At 47.9% G+C, this 22,561-nt stretch carries 25 protein-coding genes, 1 pseudogene and 1 riboswitch; of the genes and pseudogenes, 7 read left to right on the plus strand and 19 right to left on the minus strand.

The window, feature by feature from the left end; translation table 11 throughout:
- Positions 1–25 precede the first annotated feature (25 nt).
- The 3 genes from AOA63_RS00840 to AOA63_RS00850 form a co-directional block, all read right to left on the minus strand.
- Positions 26–1,333: an O-acetylhomoserine aminocarboxypropyltransferase/cysteine synthase family protein gene (locus AOA63_RS00840; protein ID WP_053957932.1), complete on the minus strand. Its 1,308-nt coding sequence runs from the start codon at positions 1,331–1,333 to the stop codon at positions 26–28.
- Between the two features lie 91 nt (positions 1,334–1,424).
- Positions 1,425–1,525: riboswitch (SAM riboswitch) on the minus strand.
- A 48-nt stretch (positions 1,526–1,573) separates the two neighbouring features.
- Entirely contained in the window at positions 1,574–2,242 is a 669-nt protein-coding gene (locus tag AOA63_RS00845) for a response regulator (protein ID WP_053957933.1), read from the minus strand.
- 48 nt (positions 2,243–2,290) lie between these two features.
- Positions 2,291–3,658: a GAF domain-containing sensor histidine kinase gene (locus tag AOA63_RS00850; protein WP_053957934.1), complete on the minus strand. Its 1,368-nt coding sequence runs from the start codon at positions 3,656–3,658 to the stop codon at positions 2,291–2,293.
- A gap of 272 nt (positions 3,659–3,930) precedes the next feature.
- Between AOA63_RS00850 and kdpF the strand changes: the two genes are divergently transcribed.
- From kdpF to kdpC, 4 genes are read left to right on the plus strand one after another with little or no spacing between them, the layout of a single operon-like run.
- Positions 3,931–4,011, plus strand: coding sequence for a K(+)-transporting ATPase subunit F (gene kdpF / locus AOA63_RS20490; RefSeq protein WP_076007339.1), 81 nt, complete (start codon positions 3,931–3,933; stop codon positions 4,009–4,011).
- Positions 4,012–4,038: 27 nt separating this feature from the next.
- Positions 4,039–5,733 (plus strand): potassium-transporting ATPase subunit KdpA, encoded by a 1,695-nt coding sequence (kdpA, locus tag AOA63_RS00855; RefSeq protein ID WP_053957935.1) that lies wholly within the window; start codon positions 4,039–4,041, stop codon positions 5,731–5,733.
- 28 nt (positions 5,734–5,761) lie between these two features.
- A complete protein-coding gene (gene kdpB, locus AOA63_RS00860; protein ID WP_053957936.1) occupies positions 5,762–7,774 on the plus strand; it encodes a potassium-transporting ATPase subunit KdpB in 2,013 nt (670 codons plus the stop codon).
- A 14-nt stretch (positions 7,775–7,788) separates the two neighbouring features.
- Positions 7,789–8,376, plus strand: coding sequence for a potassium-transporting ATPase subunit KdpC (kdpC, locus tag AOA63_RS00865; RefSeq protein ID WP_082343647.1), 588 nt, complete (start codon positions 7,789–7,791; stop codon positions 8,374–8,376).
- A 69-nt stretch (positions 8,377–8,445) separates the two neighbouring features.
- On the opposite strand, the gene AOA63_RS18740 is transcribed toward kdpC, so the two are convergent.
- On the minus strand, positions 8,446–9,066 hold the full coding sequence (locus AOA63_RS18740) for a rhodanese-like domain-containing protein (protein ID WP_020373865.1): 621 nt from the start codon (positions 9,064–9,066) through the stop codon (positions 8,446–8,448).
- Between the two features lie 702 nt (positions 9,067–9,768).
- Positions 9,769–9,945, minus strand: coding sequence for a hypothetical protein (locus tag AOA63_RS19495; protein ID WP_171822555.1), 177 nt, complete (start codon positions 9,943–9,945; stop codon positions 9,769–9,771).
- A gap of 733 nt (positions 9,946–10,678) precedes the next feature.
- Here AOA63_RS19495 and AOA63_RS00880 point away from each other — a divergent pair.
- Positions 10,679–11,350 (plus strand): hypothetical protein, encoded by a 672-nt coding sequence (locus AOA63_RS00880; RefSeq protein ID WP_053957939.1) that lies wholly within the window; start codon positions 10,679–10,681, stop codon positions 11,348–11,350.
- 1,105 nt (positions 11,351–12,455) lie between these two features.
- On the opposite strand, the gene AOA63_RS00890 is transcribed toward AOA63_RS00880, so the two are convergent.
- A complete protein-coding gene (locus AOA63_RS00890) occupies positions 12,456–12,770 on the minus strand; it encodes a hypothetical protein (RefSeq protein ID WP_053957941.1) in 315 nt (104 codons plus the stop codon).
- A 660-nt stretch (positions 12,771–13,430) separates the two neighbouring features.
- Between AOA63_RS00890 and AOA63_RS00905 the strand changes: the two genes are divergently transcribed.
- Complete coding sequence (locus AOA63_RS00905; RefSeq protein WP_053957944.1) at positions 13,431–13,841, plus strand: hypothetical protein; 411 nt, start codon at positions 13,431–13,433, stop codon at positions 13,839–13,841.
- 27 nt (positions 13,842–13,868) lie between these two features.
- Positions 13,869–14,405 carry a hypothetical protein gene (locus tag AOA63_RS00910; RefSeq protein ID WP_053957945.1) on the plus strand — a complete coding sequence of 179 codons (537 nt, stop codon included), beginning with the start codon at positions 13,869–13,871 and terminating at the stop codon, positions 14,403–14,405.
- A 130-nt stretch (positions 14,406–14,535) separates the two neighbouring features.
- On the opposite strand, the gene AOA63_RS00915 is transcribed toward AOA63_RS00910, so the two are convergent.
- The 13 genes and pseudogenes from AOA63_RS00915 to AOA63_RS00975 form a co-directional block, all read right to left on the minus strand.
- Positions 14,536–15,024, minus strand: coding sequence for a hypothetical protein (locus AOA63_RS00915; RefSeq protein ID WP_242848247.1), 489 nt, complete (start codon positions 15,022–15,024; stop codon positions 14,536–14,538).
- 729 nt (positions 15,025–15,753) lie between these two features.
- Positions 15,754–16,002, minus strand: coding sequence for a hypothetical protein (locus AOA63_RS00920; RefSeq protein ID WP_053957946.1), 249 nt, complete (start codon positions 16,000–16,002; stop codon positions 15,754–15,756).
- 99 nt (positions 16,003–16,101) lie between these two features.
- Positions 16,102–16,764: a hypothetical protein gene (locus tag AOA63_RS00925; protein ID WP_082343648.1), complete on the minus strand. Its 663-nt coding sequence runs from the start codon at positions 16,762–16,764 to the stop codon at positions 16,102–16,104.
- Between the two features lie 4 nt (positions 16,765–16,768).
- On the minus strand, positions 16,769–17,059 hold the full coding sequence (locus AOA63_RS00930; protein WP_139061418.1) for a hypothetical protein: 291 nt from the start codon (positions 17,057–17,059) through the stop codon (positions 16,769–16,771).
- A gap of 81 nt (positions 17,060–17,140) precedes the next feature.
- Positions 17,141–17,887, minus strand: coding sequence for a hypothetical protein (locus tag AOA63_RS00935; RefSeq protein ID WP_139061419.1), 747 nt, complete (start codon positions 17,885–17,887; stop codon positions 17,141–17,143).
- A gap of 216 nt (positions 17,888–18,103) precedes the next feature.
- The gene (locus tag AOA63_RS00940) at positions 18,104–18,580 is read right to left on the minus strand and encodes a hypothetical protein (protein WP_053957950.1); all 477 of its coding nucleotides are present in this window, start codon (positions 18,578–18,580) and stop codon (positions 18,104–18,106) included.
- Positions 18,581–18,633: 53 nt separating this feature from the next.
- Positions 18,634–19,374 carry an MFS transporter gene (locus AOA63_RS00945; RefSeq protein WP_053957951.1) on the minus strand — a complete coding sequence of 247 codons (741 nt, stop codon included), beginning with the start codon at positions 19,372–19,374 and terminating at the stop codon, positions 18,634–18,636.
- Positions 19,375–19,436: 62 nt separating this feature from the next.
- The gene (locus AOA63_RS20495; protein ID WP_082343649.1) at positions 19,437–19,604 is read right to left on the minus strand and encodes an acyl-CoA dehydrogenase family protein; all 168 of its coding nucleotides are present in this window, start codon (positions 19,602–19,604) and stop codon (positions 19,437–19,439) included.
- A gap of 91 nt (positions 19,605–19,695) precedes the next feature.
- Positions 19,696–20,079: pseudogene (locus AOA63_RS00950) on the minus strand (IS256 family transposase); the annotation flags it as partial.
- A gap of 467 nt (positions 20,080–20,546) precedes the next feature.
- Positions 20,547–20,906 (minus strand): hypothetical protein, encoded by a 360-nt coding sequence (locus AOA63_RS00960; protein ID WP_053957953.1) that lies wholly within the window; start codon positions 20,904–20,906, stop codon positions 20,547–20,549.
- Positions 20,884–21,225, minus strand: a complete 342-nt coding sequence (locus AOA63_RS00965; protein ID WP_053957954.1) for a hypothetical protein — start codon at positions 21,223–21,225, stop codon at positions 20,884–20,886. The genes AOA63_RS00960 and AOA63_RS00965 overlap by 23 nt, the downstream gene beginning before the upstream one ends.
- 53 nt (positions 21,226–21,278) lie before the next feature.
- Positions 21,279–21,488, minus strand: coding sequence for a hypothetical protein (locus AOA63_RS00970; protein WP_053957955.1), 210 nt, complete (start codon positions 21,486–21,488; stop codon positions 21,279–21,281).
- 205 nt (positions 21,489–21,693) lie between these two features.
- Complete coding sequence (locus AOA63_RS00975) at positions 21,694–22,341, minus strand: hypothetical protein (RefSeq protein ID WP_053957956.1); 648 nt, start codon at positions 22,339–22,341, stop codon at positions 21,694–21,696.
- Positions 22,342–22,561: the final 220 nt, after the last annotated feature.

The following is a 22,561-nucleotide window of genomic DNA, read 5'->3' on the forward strand; positions in this document are numbered from 1 at the left end:
TTATTCTCGTGCCGAAGTTTACAACTTATGCGTGAGGGATTGGGTTTGCAGGAACTGAAATGGAATATAGCGCTTGATCAAGGTCATGCCATAAATCTTCGGCACTTTCTAACCCGACAGATAGACGAATCAAGTCACCACCTGCTCCGGCGAGTTCTTGCTCTTCAGCAGACAACTGTTGATGAGTGGTGGAGGCGGGATGGATGGCCATGGAACGAACGTCGCCGACATTGGCTACAAGGAGCCATAATTTGAGGGCATTGATGACGGCTTCAGCATTTTGCCGTCCGCCGACTACACCAAAATTTAGCATAGTTCCGAAATAACCGGAGCGAAGGTATTTTTGCGCTAACGGATAAGACGGGTTACCAGGTAAACCTGGGTAGTTTACCCAACTTACCATGGGATGTTTTTGTAGCTGTGTGGCCAAATAATAGGCGGATTGCGATGCTGCTTTCATGCGAACAGGAAGGGTTTCCAGACCCACTAATATCAAAAATGCGCTAAGTGGGGAGAGTGCTGCGCCGGTATCCCGGAGTAATTTAGTCCGTAACCGTGTGGCGTAACTATTAGGCTGGTCTCCAAAGACGAGTCCATGATAACTTTGGTCCGGGCGCGAAAACTGCGGAAATTTCTCCGTGTTAAAATTAAAGCGGCCGCCATCGACTACAATGCCACCAAGAGATGTGCCGTGACCTCCAATCCATTTGGTTAAAGAATGAATAACAATGTCTGCACCATACTCGAGGGGACGTTCTAAATAGGGGGTGGCGAAGGTATTATCGACCAGTAAAGGAATATTGTGCCGATGGGCGAATTCTGCCCATGCCTGGATATCCGTGACATTTAATGCGGGATTGCCAATGGATTCCACATATACCCCACGGGTTCGGTCATTAATCAAGCGATCAGCGTCCTGCAATTGATCTTCCGAAATAAAGTGCACCGTGACGCCAAAATCCACCAGAGTTGAGGTAAATAATGTCCAAGTGCCTCCATATAACGACGTGGAGGCAATGAGTTCATCACCTGCTCGGCATAAATTGAGTACTGCTGCGGTTATGGCTGCCATTCCGGAAGAAAAAGCCACAGCGGCCTTGCCGCCCTCTAACAGGGCAATACGTTTTTCTAAAACATCGGTGGTCGGATTCATGATGCGAGTGTAAATATTGCCGGGTTCATCAAGATTAAATAATCGTGCCGCGTGGGAAGCATCGTGAAAAGCATAGCCCACGGTTTGATAAATCGGCACGGCAATAGCGGAGGTCTCTTGGTCCGGGCGGTATCCTGCGCGAATTGCCATCGTTTCAATATCCCATTGCTGCTCATCCATGTGTTCTCTGGCCCCCTTAATGGTTAAAGAGTTGGGTAAATCCCATATGGTGTAAAAAAAATAGCCGGCAAAGCCGGCAATGCGTGTCGGCCTCTCATTTCTCAGCAAATTGCTGCAGGAATTGGCACCATAACCATCTAGGCCGGTTGCCGGGCATCATTGGGCCAGTCCCTCCGCCACTCTCCATAAGAGGTGAATAATTGATAATTAGAATAGGAAATATGAATAAATTAGTCAAGATTAATTCGAATTTTGTTCGGTTGTTTCCTGAGCGATATAACGGGCATAATGAGCCGCGGCCTCTGAACGCCGCGTATACCCTAATTTGCTCAAAATATTGCTCACATAATGTTTTACGGTTTTGTCGCTGAGAAAAACTAATTGGCCGATTTCCTTGTTGGTCCGCCCTTGGGCAATCAATTCTAATACCTTTTGTTCCTGAGCGGTAAGTGTCGCCACAGGATCGACTGTTGTTTTGGGATTACGGAGGCGATCAAGCAATTGAGACGTGACTTCCGGGCCAAATAATGCTCCACCTTGAGCAACTGTGCGAATTCCGTCGATAACCGCTCGGCCGCGGCTTTCTTTGAGCAAATAACCTGAGGCCCCAGCATTGACCGCATCCACCACCAAATCCTGTCCGCCGAATGATGTCAGCATAATAATTTGAAGGTGCGGATCCTTAGTCTTAAGAATTCGACAAACTTCTAGACCATTAACGTCGGGTAACCGGACATCGAGCACGACGACATCGACTTGGCCGGGAATATGCTCAATCGCGTCCTTTCCCGAATCCCATTCTTGTACGAGTTTCATATCGTCCTGGCGCTCAATCATATTGCGTAAGCCAATGCGGACCACTTCGTGATCATCGACAATTGCTACGCGTATCGCGTTATCATTGGCCATAGGTCATGGGCCTCCTTTAATCAGTCATGAAACCCTAATTAATTATCATTATAGCCATGGAATCTGGAGGGTGACAGTTGTCCCGACATGCCGCTGGCTATCAATGTGAACTTGTCCATGCCATCGCTCGATCCGTTTGGTCATATTGCGGATGCCAAAATGCGTGTGGGTTGTGTCGGGATGATAAACAAAACCTTCTCCATCATCCTTAATGGTAACCTGATAAAATTCCTCTGTACTCGTCCATTCAATCACAATGTGATGGGAATGTCCGTGAATGCGGGCATTGGAAACGGCTTCTTGGATGCTTAAGAGCAAATCATGAATTCTATCTGGATGTAATTCCAAATAGCGTTCGTCGTTGAATGTCATGGTGATATCATCCATGGGCCCAAGCCGGCGTAGCATATCGGCCAGAGCAATGCGAAAGTCAATCGAGGTGGACTCCAAACTTTGAATAAAGAAGCGGATCTCTGTCATTAATAATCCTAAGGTCTCGCTAATGCGATTTAATTCGGTGGCAGTAGCCTCATCCAGTGTATCGTGGCTATCGACAAGATTGTCCAAAGACAGCGTGATGCCATAAAGCGTTTGAAGGACGCCATCATGCAAATCTCGTCCAATGCGTTCCCGTTCCTTAAGGGTTGCGAACACTTCTCGTTCCTGATAGAAACGGGCATTCGCAATAACGGCGGCTGCTTGTCTAGCAAATAACTCCACAATGGCCTGATCGTCTGCGGTGAAACCATCCGCCTTTTCTGTGAGATATAAATGCCCCATAACTTGACTCTGATACAATAAGGGCAATCCCAAGAAGTTTTCCATGTGTGGATGATGGGGAGGAAATCCGATGGATGCCGGATGGTCTTGTAGACGCTGCAAGCGAATAGGGCGCCTGTGGCGAATGACTTCTCCTAAGAGGCCGCGACCAGTAGGATATTGTCCAATCTGGTGAATTTGATCTGCACTAACCCCGGATGTAAAAAATTGCCGGATTGTATAGGTCTCGTCATCTTCGAGAACGGCTAATGCGGCATATTTTGCCCCGGTTAGCCGTCGTGCCACATCCACTACATTCTGCACAATATCCGTCCAGTCACCAACCGTCGTCATGGCATAGGACGCTTCGCGCAGCGCGTTAAGACCATCACGCTGTTTTTCTAAACGCTGATTGGCTTCCAAAACAGCTGTCTGTTGCTGGGATAACATGCCAAACACTAAATACGAAAAAAACCCTGTCCCAATGAGGAGAATAATGGCCAATGCTGGATCGTGCCATTTCGCCGGTAAATGGGGCGAGAGAAATTGATGAAACAACAGGATAGTAATGGCAACACCAGCCATGGCAAAAAGAGTGGCTGTCCATCGCCAAGGCCTTGGGGACAGACTCAATGTTCGATAAGATGATTTACGCATATTAGGACCTCTTAGATGTTCAGCTAGAATATCTTTGACTATACCATGGATATCGGCAATTTTTTTACGCATTTTTTATGCTGCATCCCCGAGTTTTTACGGATTTCTTTATGATGGGGCTGCTATACTAAGGCAACCCCAGCGCTGATAGCAAAGAAAGGGGCATTTAGCGTGTTGGACATCGAAATGATCGGGCTAAGTATTATCCTATTTGCCGGATTGGTATTGCTGACCCAATTTTTGAGCAAATTGTAAGGTCAGGAGGATATTTTATGGATTGGATTCTTTTGGGTATTTCTGTGGCGTTGATGATTTACTTGCTGTATGTCATTGTTCATCCCGAACGTTTTTAATAAGGTCATCATTTAGGAGGGTGTTTTTTGTCTATTCAGACAGTGATGACGTGGGTTGTGATCTTTGCAGTCTTTGCCCTAACGGTCAAACCTGTAGGAAACTATATTGTTAAAGTCTTTACTTTTGAACCGACATGGTTGGATAAACCCTTGAAACCCATTGAAAATGCTCTATTTCGCGTGATGGGGATTCAAAGAGATAGTACTATGACGGCAAAGGATTATGCCATTGCCTTATTGCTGACGAACTTTGCCTGGTTAATTGGGGCATATTTGTTGCTACGCATGCAAGGGGCATTACCATTTAATCCCCAACATTTTCCGGATATCAATCCCCGATTGGCATTTAACACCGCCGCGAGTTTTACAACCAATACCAACTGGCAGGCCTATTCCGGCGAAAATACCATGTCCTATTTTTCGCAGTTCGCGGTGCTATCTTATTTGCAATTCGTCACGCCCGCAACAGGTGGGGCGGCTGGCATTGCATTTATTCGCATGCTGAGTGGGCGAAAAATTGGGAATTTTTTCGTGGATCTCACGTTAATGGTGACCAGGCTGTTATTGCCCTTATCGGTGATAGTGACCTTAATATTAGTTGGTCAAGGGGTACCGGAATCCCTAGGACCGTATCTTCATATCCACACGATTACCGGCCAAACTCAAACCGTTCCGCAAGGACCTATTGCATCATGGGAAGCTATTGAACATCTAGGCCAAAATGGCGGAGGATATACCAACGCTAACAGTGCCAATCCGTTGGAAAATCCGACTGCTTTCTCTAATGTCATTGAAGTCATTTCGATGGGCCTGTTGCCCATAGGATTCTTTTATGCTTTTGGCGCAATGACCAAAAGAAAGCGTCTTGCCTGGACATTAATTGGGGTGTCTGCCAGCTTCTATGTCATCATGTTAGCGCTTATTTATTTTCCGGAAATGGCAGGAAACCCGGTGATTAATGCCCTGGGCCTTCATTCGCATGCGAATATGGTCGGCAAAGAGTTGCGATTTGGCATTGGTGGCACCAGTATTTTTGAAACGTCGACCATGGCATTTACCACGGGCTCGGTCGCCAGTGCCCACGACAGCTATTTGCCTTTGTCCTCGCTTAGCTTCTTTTTGGGCATGTTTCTCAATATGGTTTTTGGTGGCAAGGGTGTTGGGCTCCTGAATATGTTGATGTTTGTCATTATTACCATTTTCTTAATGGGATTGATGGTTGGACGCACGCCCGAGTTCTTAGGCAAAAAAATTGAAACCCGGGAAGTATCTTTGGCGTCTATCGCGTTTTTACTTCATCCCCTACTTATTTTGGTGGGGAGTGCCATTGCTGTGGCAACTCCTCAAGGGTTGCACGGGGTCTTTAATCCAGGTCCCCAAGGGTTATCAGAGATTCTTTATGGTTTTACCTCAGCAGCAGCCAATAATGGTTCGGCTTTTGGGGGATTAGGTGCCTCGCTACCCTTTTACGAGATCGCGCTGGGAATTGTCGTGATTATTGGCCGTTACGCATCTGTCATTGCAATGCTTCTTATCGGCGAATCCTTACTAAACAAACGCTCAGTTCCAGAAACGTCGGGTACCATGCATACGGATACCCCGTTGTTTGGTGGCATTTTATTTGGCGCCATTATTATTTTGAATGCCCTGACGTTCTTCCCCGTCATGGCACTCGGTCCGATCGCCGAACAATATCTCATGTTAGCCCATCATTTATTCTGAGCGTGTGTGAAGAGAGGAGTTTGATATCTTGGCAGTTCAAGACGCCCCGGTTTCACAGAATTATGTGGGCAGTGTTCTAAAAGATACTTTCCGGAAACTTGATCCGCGTGAAATGATTCACAATCCTGTTATGTTTGTGGTTGAAGTGGGAACTGCGGTTGTGATTTGGCTTGACGTGGTGGCTAAAAATGCATCAGACCGGAGTTATGACACACTGGTGGCTGTGATTTTGTTGATGACGATTCTTTTTGCAACCTTTGCCGAAGCCTATGCGGAGGCGCGTGGGCGAGCTCAGGCCGACTTTTTGCGACGGACAAAATCGTCGACCCGGGCTAAAGTATTGCAACCTGATGGGAGTATGACTTTGGTCGATTCCTCGCAGCTGACGAGAGGGAGCAAAGTTGTGGTGGAAGCGGGGGATATGATTCCGGGTGATGGAGTTGTGCTGGAAGGTGTGGGCTCGGTTGATGAATCGGCTATTACGGGTGAATCCGCTCCTGTAGTCAAAGCTAAGGAAGATGCGGTGACTGGCGGCACGGTGCTGTTATCCGATCGGCTCGTCCTTGAAATTACCGTAAATCCCGGAGAGACGTTTTTAGATCGCATGATTGCGTTGGTCGAGGGAGCGGAACGGCAAAAAACCCCCAATGAGATCGCCTTATCGGCATTGCTTGGAGTGCTCACATTGATTTTCGTTCTGGTGGTTGTAACCTTGGTTCCTATTGCCCGATATTTTGGACCGCATGCGGCCAATATTACCACCATGGTAGCTTTACTGGTTTGTTTAATCCCGACAACTATTGGAGCGTTGCTCTCGGCGATTGGAATTGCTGGGATGAACCGTGTCTCACTGGTGAACGTTGTGGCCAAAAGTGGCCGCGCCGTCGAAGCGGCAGGGGATATTGATACCATTATTCTTGATAAGACCGGTACGATTACCATTGGTAATCGAATGGCAACGGAATTTTTGCCGGTACCAGGAGTCAGTGTGGAAGAATTAGCGGAGGCCTCATTGATCTCCTCTCTAGCGGATACGACCCCAGAAGGTCGATCGGTGGTCGAGTTGGCTCAAAAAATTCTCCATTTGGATACCCTGCCCGAATACACAGGAGAACCTGTCCCATTTTCTGCGCACACGCGGATGAGCGGAATTGATTTAGCTGATGGTCGCCAGGTGCGTAAAGGAGCGGTCAGCGCAATTCGTGCCATTGTCCAGGATGCTCCCAGTGAGTTAGAAGTCAATGCGGAAGTGGTGGCTAAAGATGGTGGCACACCGTTGGCAGTAGAAGTCGATGGACGGGCGCTCGGCATTATCCGTCTCAAAGACATTGTGAAATCGGGATTAAAGGAACGCTTTGCCGATTTTCGTGCCATGGGAATACGTACCGTCATGGCCACAGGCGATAACCGGATTACGGCTGCCGTGATTGCTCAAGAGGCTGGAGTTGACGATTTTATTGCAGAGGCCAAACCAGAAGACAAGATAGCTCTTATCAAAAAGGAACAGGCAGAAGGAAAACTTGTCGCCATGACAGGAGACGGGACAAATGATGCGCCCGCTCTGGCTCAAGCCGATGTGGGACTGGCAATGAATAGCGGAACTATGGCTGCAAAAGAAGCGGGGAATATGATTGATTTAGATTCGAATCCCACCAAATTATTAGATGTTGTCATGGTGGGGAAGCAGCTCTTGATTACTCGTGGGGCCTTGACGACATTCTCGATTGCTAATGACGTCGCAAAATACTTTGCGATTATTCCTGCGATGTTTGCTGCGGTACCTGAACTTTCGGGCTTACGAGCCTTAAACATCATGGGACTAAAAACACCCCATGGAGCAATTTTATCGGCTTTGATTTTTAATGCCCTGATTATTCCCGCACTCATTCCCTTTGCGATTAAGGGAGTAAAATACCGCGCGGAAAGTGCGGACAAAATGTTGGCAAGAAATATTTTTAACTGGGGAATTCTTGGCGTGATTATCCCCTTTATTGGAATTTGGGGCATTGACCGAATCTTAGGCTTATTTGGGCTGGCATAAAGGAGATGCGTGTGATGAAATGGTTGCGACCGATTGTTGGCGTGACATTGGGAACATGGTTGCTAGTAGGATTAGGATATCCGCTGGTGATGACCGGTATCAGTCAGATTCTGTTTCCCTATCAGGCGAACGGATCTCCGATTAAAGTGAATGGCCAAGTTGTGGCATCGCAGCATGTGGGGCAGTATTTTAATCAACCACAATATTTTTGGGGCAGACCGTCTGCGACTACGCCGCCCTATAATCCCGAAGCTTCTGGCCCGAGTAATTTAGGTCCCACGAACAAATTACTTCTGGAACATGTCAAGGCGCGCATCAAGGTCCTGCAGGAGAGTATTCCGGGACTTAAAGTGTCTCAAATTCCGATAAGTCTGGTAGAGAGTTCGGGATCCGGATTAGATCCCGATATTACCGTCCAGTCCGCTCTCATTCAAATTCCACGGGTTGCCAAAGCTACAGGATTGAGTGAAGGATTTTTGACCCGCCTTGTCGATCAACATGTTCTGGGACCCCAGTTCGGCATTTTCGGAAAAGACCGGGTCAATGTCGTTGAATTAAATTTAGCGGTTTACGAAGCCCTGCATGCGCACAAATCCAGTTAGGTATAACACGCGACCAAGTCAAAGCGGCTAGATAACCTCTAGCCGCTTTGACTTGAACCTGGTATACGCTTATGGGCGCTCTACCGGGTGCCCTCCGCCAAGCCACAATGACATTCCACCGACCACATTGGCCACATTGTAACCTTGTTGGGACATCCAAGCGGCGACAGATGAGCTCCGACCACCGGATGCGCATACGATAGCATAGGTCTTGTCTTTGTCGAGTTCATTGATACGATTTTGAATTTGTCCCATGGGAATGTGCAAGGCACCAGGAATCTTGCCAGTACGCAATTCGTAAGCTTCACGGACATCGATAACTACGTACTTGTCGAGATTTTGGCGCAATTCATCGACGGTGAGATCAATGACGCGTTCGACAGGCAATTTGGCATCTTGCCATGCTTGAAGTCCTTTATCCCACGTAAATACGACATTTAAACCGGCCTGTTCCAAACTTTCGACTGCGGCTTGAATTACAGCCGGATTGTCGGCATAAAGGCCAATAGGAGGATTTTGGCCGTTTAAGGCTCGTTTGACCTCTTCACCCCAAGCACGGCGGTGAAACGGAAAGTTATAGGTGCCAGCTGGGTGACCCTTACTGTAAATTTGAGGCGGATTAATATCCAAAAATAGCGCCATGCCCCGTTCGACCTGAGACACAAATTCTTCGGCTGTTAAAATTGCCATGGTCGATCACTCCTTGAAAATTTGATTTGATACCCTGCCCGTGCACAAGAAAGGGATCCGAAAGCTAGCATGAAACGGCTTACTTACATTGTCACAGGGCACAATATACCTCATAGGGTATATTGTGAAGGATTTTATGACAATGTCAACCATACCCTGGGACAATTTATCCTGAACTTTTTGGCCGTTCTGTCCTATGTCGTAGCATGCCCAGTTGGCTGGAAGACAATCGAAGAGAGCCGAAATGATGCGGGCGGCATACAAACAACCCGGAGAAACATAATGCCTCTCCGAGTGACTTAGGTCTTCATCGTGAGATCGGTCTACCAGGGTGGAGGATTCGGCTACAGGAAGGCGAAGGATAGTACCTGAATGGATGTATGAGGCAATTTCTCGGCCAACAAGAGTTGAAATTGTCTACCTGCTATCTAAAAAGCGTGAGAATCTCTTTGGACCAGGGCTTGCAGGGCACTTTGCGCCTGATGGGGGAGTGGACCAAAACAGGTATCGAAAAGTTAACGATACGGTCACGACGTCTAATGAGTCTTGCTACGTATAGGCGCTCCCGGGCAACGGTGAGGAGAATATCTTTCCACTTAGAGAGCCTGACCGATGTCATTCCGTGCCAGGAGGAGATTGCCTGTTGTGGTCCCCTTAGGCAGATGGTCGGCCGCATAACTGTCCTGCGCTCATAAAAAGATGCTAAGACTCTTCATAATCACAAGGAAAATGAGTCGGTCGATGCGTGCTCCACAATCTTATCGCGCCGAGAATCATGGCGTCATAAGTCGCGGCGGTCACCACAAAAATCCGCACAAATGCGGCGAACGTAGTGGCGTCGGCCAATCCCAACGCTCCGATGATCCACAGTCCCACCATGATCGCCCTAAACCTAATGCCTACCAAGCGCCTTCACCATGGTCCGGGACTATGCGGTCCAATCCCTGCGACCCCGTCAATGAGTCGCGGGCCTGCTTGCGATAAAATCGTGCAGGTGGTGTCGCAGCTGTGACGGATTGGGCGTTGGCAAGGCCAGACCAAACAACAAAACTTATAGTAACGAGCAATCTTAACTCCCTGTTTGAGGGTTAATTTCCGAAATCATTGGTTAAGATTTAATCTGCCATAAAAATCCTGTGACGGTAGATTATTCGTTGACTAATCCACTTGCTCCAAGTATCGGGGGAAGATCAGGACTCTAATCTGTTTTGATCGAGGAACTCGCTATGGGAAAAGAGTCGTTATCCAGCTCGAACGAACCAGAACACGGAATTAAGCGGATTGACGATTTCACAAATGTTGTAGGATCGCTTCTGGTGATCCTCTGGTTCAACGATTGCACATCGCGGAGCAAAAAGAAGATGTGTAATACCCAAAAAGATGATGAAGACAAGGGAATATATTAAGAAATATCCTTAACACTTCCGCAACACATCCACGGGCAAGACGCGATTCCGCATGACAAGATGCCGAATCGAAAAGGTGTTCCGTATATACTGTTGGCAACCTTGTAACTACCCGCTTTTATGCCTGTTGTAACCCTAAGAGTCCCATTATGGTTATTAAATTCGATTTATTATTCCATTCTATGTTTTCGTCTGGAGGAATCCTCATGAGACATTACATTGTCTACACGTTGGGCGTAGTATTGGTAATGTGTGCTTTGGCAGGGTATGATGTCTACCAACATCACCGTTCAACCGATGGGAAAAAATCTCACCATGTAACGCGCCCTCTTCCGAGTCATAAGACATCTGTCTCTGACCAGACAATGTCACTGAATCCTCCTTTGACTATTCCCTGGATATTACCGAGCCATTTGCCCCCCGCTGCTTTGGCTAGCCATCCATGGCCTCTTTATGGCCAGTCGTCCTTAAACCAATTCCCTGCATCGTGGCATGGGCAAGATTCCTTTAATCATTGGCGTGTGCCCCCTGGATGGATTCCCTATCTCTATAAAAATGAGAAGATTAAAATTGCCTCAGATGTTCAAACCCATTCCGGACAAAACGTTCCGCTAACGTTATACATTACTTTGCAAGGAACGGTGTTTTTGTATCCGCAGACGTTTAGCGGCACCCAGTGGCCGGGTCCTGACGGGGACATTGCGGATATTCCGCCAACGACGATTGTGGCCGAATTCGTACCCTTAAAACCTGCTGTTCTTGCGGGCGTCATCCCAGTAAGTAACAATGAACCATCAGGCATCGGTGGCTACACTGCACCGGTGTGGGAAAAGGTTCTACATATGTCATCTATCCAAATTAATCGGGCTGTTCAATAACGCAACTATTGTTGGGATTCCGGGTCGGGAACATCACAAAAATTGTACGCGGTCAAGGTCATGTGATCAGTGTATGAAAATGATAATCAGCGAGATGATTAACCATGATGATAGCATCAATCCACAGCGACAAGAGAAAACATGTCGCAGCTCCTGAGGATTAAATCCTTCGACTACACCAGGGTGATCTCGTAAGACAGGGAGAATCTTAAAATTGCAATTACAAAATCACGACCCGTTTCGTAATCTAACACAATGTCGTATTTTATGAACGGAACGTGAAGATGGTTCAGCAAATGTTTGAGCAATTTGCAAATGCGGACACAGGATTGCGTAAACAATTCCCCTGTTTGGCTGGGTGGTTACACTTTTCAAACCCCTGGAGCATTGTCCCTGAATGTCGATCTTTGGTTATTAGCTCTTAAGCCCCTTTCATTCATCGTTTGTATCTGTGAGGTCTAACCGTCATGGCAGAGGCTTTGCGCACACAGCAACCACAACCCGATGTGGTGACTTTGGCATTTGACGAGCGATTGAGCTTTTTTATGGACGGGGAATGGGCTGACCGGCGTCTTGCATCAGGCCGATCGCGAGAGCCAATACGGCGCTCTCGCGTACTACGACCAGAACTAATGGGTACCTGCTCTTTCATGGTTGATACTAATTCCAAACGTGTCCCGTCATCTCAAATATTTCCTGCGTTGTATGGAGTGGGCCCGTATTTAGAAGCCGACTCTGAGATACTGACAATAATTATGCGACCGTTAGTCGATCGGATATGCATAGCGAACGGGCTATACACGCAAAATGTCAGCGACCTTCATTTTGAACGCGAATGTGGGGGTGTGATGCCTATATGGGCGAATAGTTACCTGGATCTATGTGACTTTCCTCGGAATGCAGGGCACTATAGACCGCACTTCCTCATTATTCTCCGCTGCCTCTCCGCCATGGTAGAGCGTTCCCAAATCATCTTTAATCTCAATATCCCATTTAACCCTTTCCCATTTTCCGATTTCTTTTCGCGTAGGGTGATTGATCGGACAAACAGGCGAAATCGTGCACTTTATTCGTGTGGCAAATTGATCACATCCCACCATGCGCTTCATTGTGGGGGAGGTGGATCGCTCACTCCTTTGACTTCGTGAAACACGGGAGTAATCGGAGTTTTAGCGGCTGTCACAGCTTGAGCCCAGGCTTTGTACTGGGGCGATCCTACTGGGGTTGGTCGAGGTGGCAAGCCATATTTAGCTAACTGCGCGTCTGTTGCAGTCAACGGATTAAAGCCCTTGGGTGGAGCCGGAATCGACGAAACCACCGGTGAAGTCGGTTGTAGAGTCGTTTGAAGATGCCTCTTTATGAAGATGCTTGGCAATGCGATAACAGCTACCCCGAGGACCACCTTGATTACAGAGGTCATAGTATCCTTTTCCTCCTTATTTGTTAATTTCAGTGGTGGATCACTGTGTGTTAAAAATTTGTGACGAGCCCTTGGATCTCTTCGAACCGTTCATCCATGAGAGGTGACAATCTTTTAGCGAGGGAAGCAGCACTCGGTAAATCACGTATGCAGTTTGGCGAGTTCGCCTCTATTTTTCTCAAGAGGATCTTTTCTCCCTCAATTAAAAATCGGAAGTCAGGGGCGGGTAGTTTTCCTCCATATCCGAAAAACACGAATGCTGGCAATTTAACGGTTACGCAATAGTACTGTGGTGGGCGATTCAAATGCATTACCATTCTCATATCGTAATGGTTTTGGTTATTCTTATGTCTTTGACTGGCTTCTTGCAATAGTGATGATTTTAACGACTACTATAGCACCTATTCCGTGGTTAAATCCCAGTTTGTGACGTTCTTTGTGTTCAGTAATCGATTTTCGGGGTATAAGTATCTGCAATGCAACCAGGTGCAATCGGAACCTATGTGAAAGGTCGATGCTTTGTTGATCGCGTCGGATAATCAAGTTGAAAATTGTGGGTTGAATAATTACGGATTGAATATTTCTTTGGTTGAACATCGTGGCCCACCTTTCAGGAGGAAACCATGCATATCTGGAGGGTGACGTTGATTTCGAATCCCAATGGCCAGTCAGTCAAACGCAAACGCCTTCGATAAAGCCATGAATACGTTTGTCGCCAATTCTGGCTTCTACCTTCAGATATATGGTTTCGGAAATGCCGTTCTCGGCTATTCGTCGGGTCAAGCCATCTACAATATGGCATGGGGGAACACATATTCTTACGCCTTTCCTGAGATTTATGCGAAAATGATGACGATAATAATTATGATGATATTACAGGAATGGCAACCGTTCAGCTTATGGGGCGTTAACAATGGGCAATCATCGATTTATTTCTCGGGTGCCCAGGATAAGTACCGGTATGCCGCACATATTTCTCCGGTATCCGAAGTATGGCAAAATTTTCTTAACGACTTCGATAGCAATTCGACAACAAGTCAAAGTGACATTAATTGGCTTGATAACATTTAAAATTTTTATGAGAGGTGGATGATGTTCATGCGAATGGGATGGGGGATTCCGGGTACAGTCATCGCATTGACGGTTCTTTCCGTAGGTTCGATCCACCTCTTATACGCTCAAAAATTAACACCGACTTCTTTCCTGCAGATGAAACAACAAATTATTCGTAATGACATCGCTCGTCACAACCACACCAATGGCGCGCCTTATATTCCGGGCCAGATCCCAGAGGGCATGGAATGGACTGGGCCAAAAATGACTCCGACTCCTCAGCTGGTTCCAACAATTCCTCAACCTGGATCCGTGACGATTTATTATAAATTAAGCTCCCCGGTCTATACCGATCAAATTCATTGGGCCGTTTTAACGGGCAGTGTAGCTAATTCCCCTCAGACTGGGATTATCATTCGGGAAAATTATCGGAATAATCTTTACCCAAATTTTCTAGCCATTCCTAATGCGGGTCAGATAACTATTACCGGTTTTAAGGGGAATATGATTTCCCTCCAAGGTAGCCTGGGAGGAACAGGAGTATATGACATCACTACAAATACCCTCTCCTGGCATAACTAGTGGGATTATCCGACTTATCTGGAGTGGGCTACACCTGGGTGGCGATGGCCCGGAGGCAAGGAGCTGTCCCAAAAGTCACCCGTACGAGTGACGGTTCAGCCGCGACTTGATACCACGGCTTTCGGCTGCATTACGCGACGCAAGGGTTGATCGTGTCAGAAGGTGATGCGCGATACTCCGATACCTTACCTGGTGAGAAGGTTATGAGGCATCGCGGCGAGCGTCGCCAGTAGGCCGATCCGTCGACGTAGATACAGATGGTCTTTCCATAGCTCCTGTCGTCGGCTATAGCAAGAACCACATAGACCCGCTTCGATCGCACAAACGCGGGATAAATTCCGGACCAGGAAAAGCATCCGTTTTGAATTTCTGCGACTCCGAACAGAACGGCGCCAAAATTGGTGTATCGTTCGACATCGACATCGACATCCGTCCGCCACGCATGACCATTTAGACCTTCTGGCGCATGGGTGAAATACAAGGTAACTTGGCGATATGGAGACCAGTTGCCGACGGAATTAATTGTCAAAGGTCTCGCGTTGATAAACGCGGCCTGAGTTTTGAAATTCTGCTCGGAATGAGGGCACCATTCCTGTCCATTGATAATAATGCGTTCCATTAATAACAGTTTACCCCCTTAAGAGTAAACGATCCGCCGTTGATGATCGTACTGTATTGGTCGTGGGTTCTGCCAAAATATCTCCCGTAATGTCGTTGATTTAAATATTCTGACGGTAATTTTCAGCATACCAATATTGAGAGTTGTTTTGGTTGTTCCATTCGTCCGCTCAATAAGAAAAATCGGATTGGAAGTACTAAAGGAATCGCCCAAGACAGCCGGAACAGTCCACTGGGCACTAGTAGAATCATACGTCACATTCCCGTTGTCGGAAGCATTCGCATGAAAGCCGCGCCAGTTATTCCCGTCAGTTCTTACTAAGCCCAAAGTGTAATTACATGCGTATCTAGTTCGCTAAGATGGTCTTTAGCTAAGCTTTCCGCGTCGCGGCGGAAACTCACTGGTTCCCGTGATCGAATCGATGACTGGTCTAGATCTGCCCAATCGCGCCAATGTCCCTTAGACCGGGGGAATGAAGTCCCAATCACAAGAATTTTAAGTCTCTCGATTTCATTGGAATATTTTTTCAAAAGTTTGTGTGCATTAGTCGCGTCGCATTTGTGTTAACGAACTACCCCTCAAAACGTTGGGGTAAAGGCGTTCGGCGCAGCTTAACCGCCTTAGCTACCATATCACACAAATGGTTAATGCGGTCCATCATCGGTACCTAACGCCGACGGAATGCGACGCCCACGGATGTCTCCAAAATATTCCAAAAGTGTTGTGAGATCACATAATGCCTTGCAAGTCCCGGGGACCATAAGCAACTACATCGGCACCAAAACGAAGCGCAGCTACAGTGAAGGCAGTTCGGGTCCTCGTTGAGGTCTCAAGAAAGCATGTGCCAATAATCGTGCCATTAAGAAGTTTCCCAGATATCGTGCGTTCTTTCTTCAATTCGACGGCACGCGACGCAATTTGAATGATGTCGTTCGATGACATGTCTGTCAGCGATAGAATGTTCTTGCGAATTGCCATTAATCAGATCCCGCTTCTACAGTGTTCTACCGAGGAACTCTGTGTCCCAATGACGGCATGGTTTTGGCTATGTCGTGTACATGGTGTGCTATCGCTACGTCATGCAGGGACATGCCGAATGGATTGACCAATATAATGTCCTCCGGGCTCGTTCGCAGGGATTGTCCCCGTAGTAAGAGGCCCCCCCAATTCACCATCGACTCGCCGGGTGCCAGGGGGAACATTTTCGTCGTAGGGAACAGCAACCTTCCCCGCACGAAATAGTCTGGCGAGCAACCGTTTGTCATCAGCTTTGACAAAACTCCAATCATCGACCACTACTTTTTCAGCCCGAAAGACAACATCGGGCAAAACGTCATCCCATGACACGTTTATAACAACCGAACCTGGACGCAACCAGTCGAATTGGATGTAACCTTCGGTGACCGTTGTCAACGGGATAACCAGCGTAGACAGTTCCACTGCCTCACGAGCAGACTGCGAAATGGTAATGTCAATGACCCCTGACATTTGTTTCCTGAGACTGTCCGATCTTTGAGGGTCCACATCATAGATGTATGCCCTTTTAAGGGTTGGCATCGTGCAAGCGAAAACTTGCAATTGCATGGCAGCCTGAGCCCCCGCGCCGAGTATTACGATAGTCTCCGGGTTCTCGTTTAAGAACAACCGGGCTGCTAAAGAAGATACAGTGGCCCTGCGTAAGCTAGAGATAAACGTGCTGTTCATGACACACTCGATGCGACCGGTAATCTCGTTGAACACACGGTCAAACCGTCAGCTCGGGGGGGGGGGGCTGTCTCGAGACATTCGCAGGGTTAGCATTGATAATTTTTGTCCCTGCAACTTTCCATGCCCCACCGAGGTACCCTGGCATGTCCAAACTCCGAACGGATTGGCCAGCACTGTTATCCCAGTGAAGATAGGCTTCATCTGGCAAAGTGGTGTCTTGCTCGGCGTGCAACAGAAACACCTCTTGAACCAATGCCTCCGGATCAAGTTGTTGACAAATCAATTCAACATGAGCACGCGTCAAATAAAGAAATGTATCGTTAGTCAAAATTCGACCTTCTAGTGTGTTTAAAGGATCGAACATGCCACAAGTCTTCTAGACGGTTTGGTTCACAGAATTATCTGTGGCTCACTCGCAATTGAAAACCTCCTCAGCGGAAAATCTCGCATTTTGCATCCTCTGTTCTAAAAAGTCGGTCCATGCAGTACTGTCAGGAAGCCGAAAGCAAAAATCCAAGGGAACGTTGAGATTAAGAACTCGTCCACCATAGAGAACTCGGGTAATACCGGGGGGCAGTCGGATACGGAATGTGGCAATTTCCCTCACATCGGACAGCGAATACCCTGGTACAAACGACACCATCGAGGCGTCCTCGTGCGCGGTTAGTATGGGGGCATCCGCTCGTTTGTAGGTCGTATAGGTTAGAGACACCCGTCGGAACAGCGACATCTTTTTCTGCGTATCTGACCGGACAGCGTGATGCTCTTTGCCCACAAGAAAGGTCACATCCGCCGGCGTTTGAATCTTTACGAAAACCCCCCTTATGTCTCGCACATCTGAAACTATTGCGGTATCTGTACCCCGCGCCAACTCGCGAAGCCACTCCCGACCACTTACAACATGCGACCACGTACCTATTTTGACTCCTTCATCTTTCGCGATCTGCAAAGGCACAAAGGAATATCCCAGCTCGCGCATCGCAGCTACTCTGTGAGTGCCATCCAGGAGGATATACTCCTCATCACGTTTGGCGGGCAGCGCCACCGGGACATTGAACAAGGTTCGAGTAGCCAGTAGCTGTTCCTTAATAGAAGTTAAGTGATTAATTTCGCACTCTTCATGCGGAAGTACTTTTGCCAATGGCACCAACTTCACGACTGGCCTGTCCAAGTTCTAAAAACCACCTTTCATTTGGTCAGCATTAGCTCAAGAACGTACTAAGAGCGCCGCGCTGCAAACGAATCAAGAGCGTGTGCTGCGGAATGTGCGGTAGACCGTGAGCCTCGGAAACTTCTGTTTCGTGGTCCCCAACGTTCCCGGCCATCCACCGATAAGGACTCTCGAAGTATCCGTATTCACAAGTCGTCTGCATTACTGGCCATCTCTCAGACAACCTCCATCTTTGTCCGAATTGACAGCTCGGGCATAGTTTCTAACGGGAGCGAGAAAGAACGCTATAGCTACAACAAGGATTTCGATCACTCCGCCCCATACAAGCACTCGACTGACCCCAGCTCTGCCAATGACCCAGCCGGCTGCGGCCTTAGCCAAGGGCTCGGAGGCCGACATGAGGACGATCATAAAACTAATCACGCGGCCAAAGATTCTTCGCGGAATGATCGTTCGGTTTACACTGGGCGCGATTGTATTGACAACGCCTTCCGAGACACCAATGACCGCAAGCATGACGATGATGCCCCATAACCCGCGCCAAATTCCCACCCCAACCAGCATGAGTCCCTCAGCCATGTTCGCGAAGAATGTCATTCGAGGGGTTGGCCGCTTAATGACGACCATGGAAAAAAACACTGCACTGATGGCCCCACCGACGGCAAGCCCCGCCGTCATTAATCCGAATCCTTCTGACCCAACAGGCAGACTGTAAGCAAAAAGGGGTATGGCTACGAGTGGGCCGCTACCGAGGCGTTCAACACAAAGGCGGATAGGGATGTAATCAGAATCAGAGGTGTACCTGTCACATATTTGACCCCGACCGCCATATCCTTCCATAGCGAACGTGGCTCACCCGATTCAACTTCATCCGATCCTTGCACAGACTGCACTTTGACTAAACATAACGCCGAAACGAGAAATGTCAGCGCATTTACAATGGTAATTAGGGTAAACGAGCCTCGCGATGCAATCAAAATGCCCGCTATGGCCGGACCCACAATTTCGGAGCCTTGGGTCACAGCCATCACCAACCCGCTCGCTTGTATATAGTAATCAGGGGCCACGAGCCGTTGCTCGAAAGATGAAGCGGCAGGCCAAAATAAAGCGTCCATGGCACCAAAGGCAACTGCCATTGCAAACAAGGACCAAATCGGCGGAGTACCGTTAAGCGACATAACAAACAAAAAGACCATCACTACAAGTCGGACTGTGTCTGAGACAATCATCAACAGCCGCGGATTTAACCTATCAACAACAGCCCCTGCGAACATACTCAGCACAATCTGCGGAATGCTCATTGATGCCATTAGTAGCCCCAAGAGAACACTCGAACCCGTAGTCTTCACGATAATCCAGGTTAGGGCCAACATAAACATCGCGTCGCCGAGCCCCGATACCAGTCCACTTAACAAATATAGCCTGAAGTTTCGGTCGGCTAACAGATGGCCCACCGGTACCCTGTCACCCATTAGATTTCCATGGCTCCCATCCTATGGACTGCGATTATGTGCGCAACGCGTAAGCCAGTTTCTTACTTCTTGCGGGTCGCGTATTGGCTGATGTGGTACAACATCGTCTCATCAGTACCCCCGGCAATCGAAGCCGCCCTCGAATCCCGAAAACTCCTCTGAAGGCTAGAGTCCACCATGTATCCGTAGGTCCCATGCAATTGCAACGCCTCTTCTATTATCTGACGCAATAACGTGTGGTCTTATACTTAACCATGGCTGACTCCATGGAGAGGTTGTCCCACACGCCGTGGAAATTCGCTCGCGCATATCTTCGTGAGACTAACCCATTTCCTCGGTTTTTCGGTCGGATTTTTGAGAAATGAGGGCTTTTAAGGCCGTTTGCAACAAGGGGATCTCGCGATAGCCGGGGACTCGCGTCAAGGTCTCTTCAATGAAAAAACTTGCCGGCGCCATCCACCGGAGGACGTGTTGCCCATTGGTCCCATGGTTGACATTTTGCGCAAGTGGCCGCCATGGACTGTTGATGGATTCCATGGCATTGGTGTTCGCCAACGTTTGGCGCAAGAGGCCCGGGAGACCCAAACGATGCACGGTTAAGGTTTCGGCGATCCCTTCCCGGAGGCTCCCGAAGGCGCCGGGATGATCGCGTTCCCACTCGTTGGCCAGGGATTCTCAGGCGTGAGTGGCCGTGTCCGCATCGGGTAAGCCGCGACGCGATGAACCAGGAAGGTGGCGACAGATTTGGTCAGAAGTGGTCAGATTTGGATAAGTCCATCAGAACGGTGATTGATTTGACCGAATTAAGATTGCAGATGGCCAGGGTTCACGGTCACTCTTGACCGACAACCCAAAGGGCACTCTCGTTCTCTCGTTTTTATTTCCTACGAAATGAGGAAAGACTCAAAAAATTAGTAGAATTTAAAGCCTTTCATGACGCGAATGGGCTCAAGCCCCATTTCATCCATAAACATAGGGCCCACCGGACTGATATCCGCTGTCATGGTGAACTTACCAATTTTCTTTCCTGGCATGGCGGGAACCGGGTATTCCCGGCATCGGATCGCGAGAAACGACCGATGCAAGACATTACTAAACCCAAGTGAAGACAGCCGAAGTGACGCAGGAAGCATGTAAACAACTCAGAGAGGCATCATACCTCTCTGAGCGACTTAAGTCTGAATCGTGAGTTCAGTCTGCCAGGTGGACCATCCGGCTACAGGAACGGGTAATGGCATTGTGATCAGAATCCGGGCCCGGGCCGCCTGAGGATGATCCACGAAGGATAATACCTGAATGGAGGTATGAGGCAATTCCTCGTCCAACAAGAGTTGAAATTGTCTACCGGCTATCCAAGGGGCGTGAGGATCCCTTTGGACCGCGGCTTGCAGAGCACTCTGGGCGTCATCCACGACTTGTTGCTGTGCGACAATCATGGCGGAGACATTAATAAAGGGCGGCAAAACACTGACTACCAAGAACAGCCAAAATACGGTCCAAATCAAAATATTACCACCACGATTGTGAACCATTTGGCGTCCCCGTTTCTTGGATCGCACTGCGTGTTGACGAAATGATGGAGGTTTTGGGCCACAACGTGGCGCGAAAAGGTAACGAGACCGTCACCTCGTCTAATGACCCTTGCTGCGTATAAGCGGTCCAGGCAAGGTGAGGAGAATATCCTTCCGCTTGGAGAGCCTGATCGATGTCATTTCGGGCCAGAAGGAGATTGCCTGTTGACGCCCATTCGTTGACCCCCACTTGAGCAGCTTGTCCGGCCGCATAGCTTTCCTGCGCCCATAAAAAGACGCTAAGACTGCCTAGGATTACGGTAAGGAAAATGGGTAACACTAAGAGGATTTCGATAAAGCTGTTCCCGGCGATAGCGGCGACACGGGGCAGCTTTAGGGAATGGCATTGAGATTGCTGGTGATTTGATTGAACGCGCCCACTAACGCGTTGCGTAGGGCTTCGATCGGGAGTATCATGGCGAGCACTACGATAATGATCCAGAGTGTCATCGTGTGATTGACGTTGCCCGCTAATTTGATTTCTCCAGAAAAACCGTTGATGGGCTCAATGGATAATTTACGAATTCCCGTCTGACCCACCATCGTATACGGTTGCTATGGTTATCCGATAACTGTCATAATTCAGATCAAGATTCAAGATGCATGCATGTCCTTTGATGGTCGGCAGATCGCTTCGTGGGCTATCCTTTCACAAACCTTCTTATGCCATCCCCACCCATGACTATTGGCGTATAATTACCGAATAAAAATGTCTGGTGGAACGTGTCAATCAAATCACCATACAACACTAAGCAGTTGGCCCATCGGTATTTGCATTATTGGGAACTTCGTTTGATTCTTCGCCTGGGGTCCTACAATATTTCTCCCAGCATTTATCGCGGTAGGACTTACACAGTTCGTCCATAGGCAGTTTAATCATCCACGCTGGACTCGGAGAAAGGTTTGTCACCGGATTCTTTATAATAGACTCCATAAGAGTGTTTTTCCATTCTTGTCTTTTTCTTCCCGTTTCTAAGTGTTCTTTGGATTCATTTGAACAAGCTATGAAGAATTGATGTGAATCGGATGGTGGGTTGTTCAATTTTTGGTATTTCTTGAGTAAAGTGCAAAAATCTTTGTCGATCTTTTTGTCATTATTCCCCTTGCCCATTACGTCAGATATTTCAATGTAATAATAAATTGGGTTAGTGTTGTTTATGTTAGATACAAGAACGAGATCGTGCCCTTTATCCTTATCTCCTGTATTCTGTTCGGTGTTAGGCGTTTTTTTCGTGTGGTAACCCGAACTGGTTGTTGGATGACATTCCTGTACAGCATAAGCGGAATCTGAGTTGTTGAAATAGTTTAGCACCTCAAGCATGGTCTCCACCGTCGCTAATTGATTAATCAACTCCACTAAGGATTCTTCATCTTTGCCGATTGTGATATATTTCAAGTTTTCAGCTTAGCTATCCTTTTCTTGATTATTCTTTTCTTGATTAAATTCTGTCCGGTTTAGATCTACCAGACGTCTTTTGAAAGCTCGTATGTCGTTTGAAAAAGACTGGTCGTGGGAGAGGCTTTTAAGGAAAGTCTGTAGCTGTGAGAACAAATGGCTGTAGGCGCATAGTAAGTCATCCCTCACTGCACTAATGGTGGGCGGGTCATTGTTGTTA

Origin of the sequence: Sulfobacillus thermosulfidooxidans (genome assembly GCF_001280565.1) — a bacterium.
GTDB lineage: Bacteria > Bacillota > Sulfobacillia > Sulfobacillales > Sulfobacillaceae > Sulfobacillus > Sulfobacillus thermosulfidooxidans_A.

Coding starts and splice junctions, on each gene's coding strand:
- AOA63_RS00840 (WP_053957932.1), bottom strand. CDS start 1,333: ATGGATGAGCAGCAATGGGATATTGAAACGATGGCAATTCGCGCAGGA.
- AOA63_RS00845 (WP_053957933.1), bottom strand. CDS start 2,242: ATGGCCAATGATAACGCGATACGCGTAGCAATTGTCGATGATCACGAA.
- AOA63_RS00850 (WP_053957934.1), bottom strand. CDS start 3,658: ATGCGTAAATCATCTTATCGAACATTGAGTCTGTCCCCAAGGCCTTGG.
- kdpF (WP_076007339.1), top strand. CDS start 3,931: ATGGATTGGATTCTTTTGGGTATTTCTGTGGCGTTGATGATTTACTTG.
- kdpC (WP_082343647.1), top strand. CDS start 7,789: ATGAAATGGTTGCGACCGATTGTTGGCGTGACATTGGGAACATGGTTG.
- AOA63_RS18740 (WP_020373865.1), bottom strand. CDS start 9,066: ATGGCAATTTTAACAGCCGAAGAATTTGTGTCTCAGGTCGAACGGGGC.
- AOA63_RS19495 (WP_171822555.1), bottom strand. CDS start 9,945: ATGGTGGGACTGTGGATCATCGGAGCGTTGGGATTGGCCGACGCCACT.
- AOA63_RS00880 (WP_053957939.1), top strand. CDS start 10,679: ATGAGACATTACATTGTCTACACGTTGGGCGTAGTATTGGTAATGTGT.
- AOA63_RS00890 (WP_053957941.1), bottom strand. CDS start 12,770: ATGACCTCTGTAATCAAGGTGGTCCTCGGGGTAGCTGTTATCGCATTG.
- AOA63_RS00905 (WP_053957944.1), top strand. CDS start 13,431: ATGGCCAGTCAGTCAAACGCAAACGCCTTCGATAAAGCCATGAATACG.
- AOA63_RS00910 (WP_053957945.1), top strand. CDS start 13,869: ATGCGAATGGGATGGGGGATTCCGGGTACAGTCATCGCATTGACGGTT.
- AOA63_RS00915 (WP_242848247.1), bottom strand. CDS start 15,024: ATGGAACGCATTATTATCAATGGACAGGAATGGTGCCCTCATTCCGAG.
- AOA63_RS00920 (WP_053957946.1), bottom strand. CDS start 16,002: ATGGCAATTCGCAAGAACATTCTATCGCTGACAGACATGTCATCGAAC.
- AOA63_RS00940 (WP_053957950.1), bottom strand. CDS start 18,580: ATGACGGCGGGGCTTGCCGTCGGTGGGGCCATCAGTGCAGTGTTTTTT.
- AOA63_RS00945 (WP_053957951.1), bottom strand. CDS start 19,374: ATGGGTGACAGGGTACCGGTGGGCCATCTGTTAGCCGACCGAAACTTC.
- AOA63_RS00960 (WP_053957953.1), bottom strand. CDS start 20,906: ATGGTTCACAATCGTGGTGGTAATATTTTGATTTGGACCGTATTTTGG.
- AOA63_RS00970 (WP_053957955.1), bottom strand. CDS start 21,488: ATGGTGGGTCAGACGGGAATTCGTAAATTATCCATTGAGCCCATCAAC.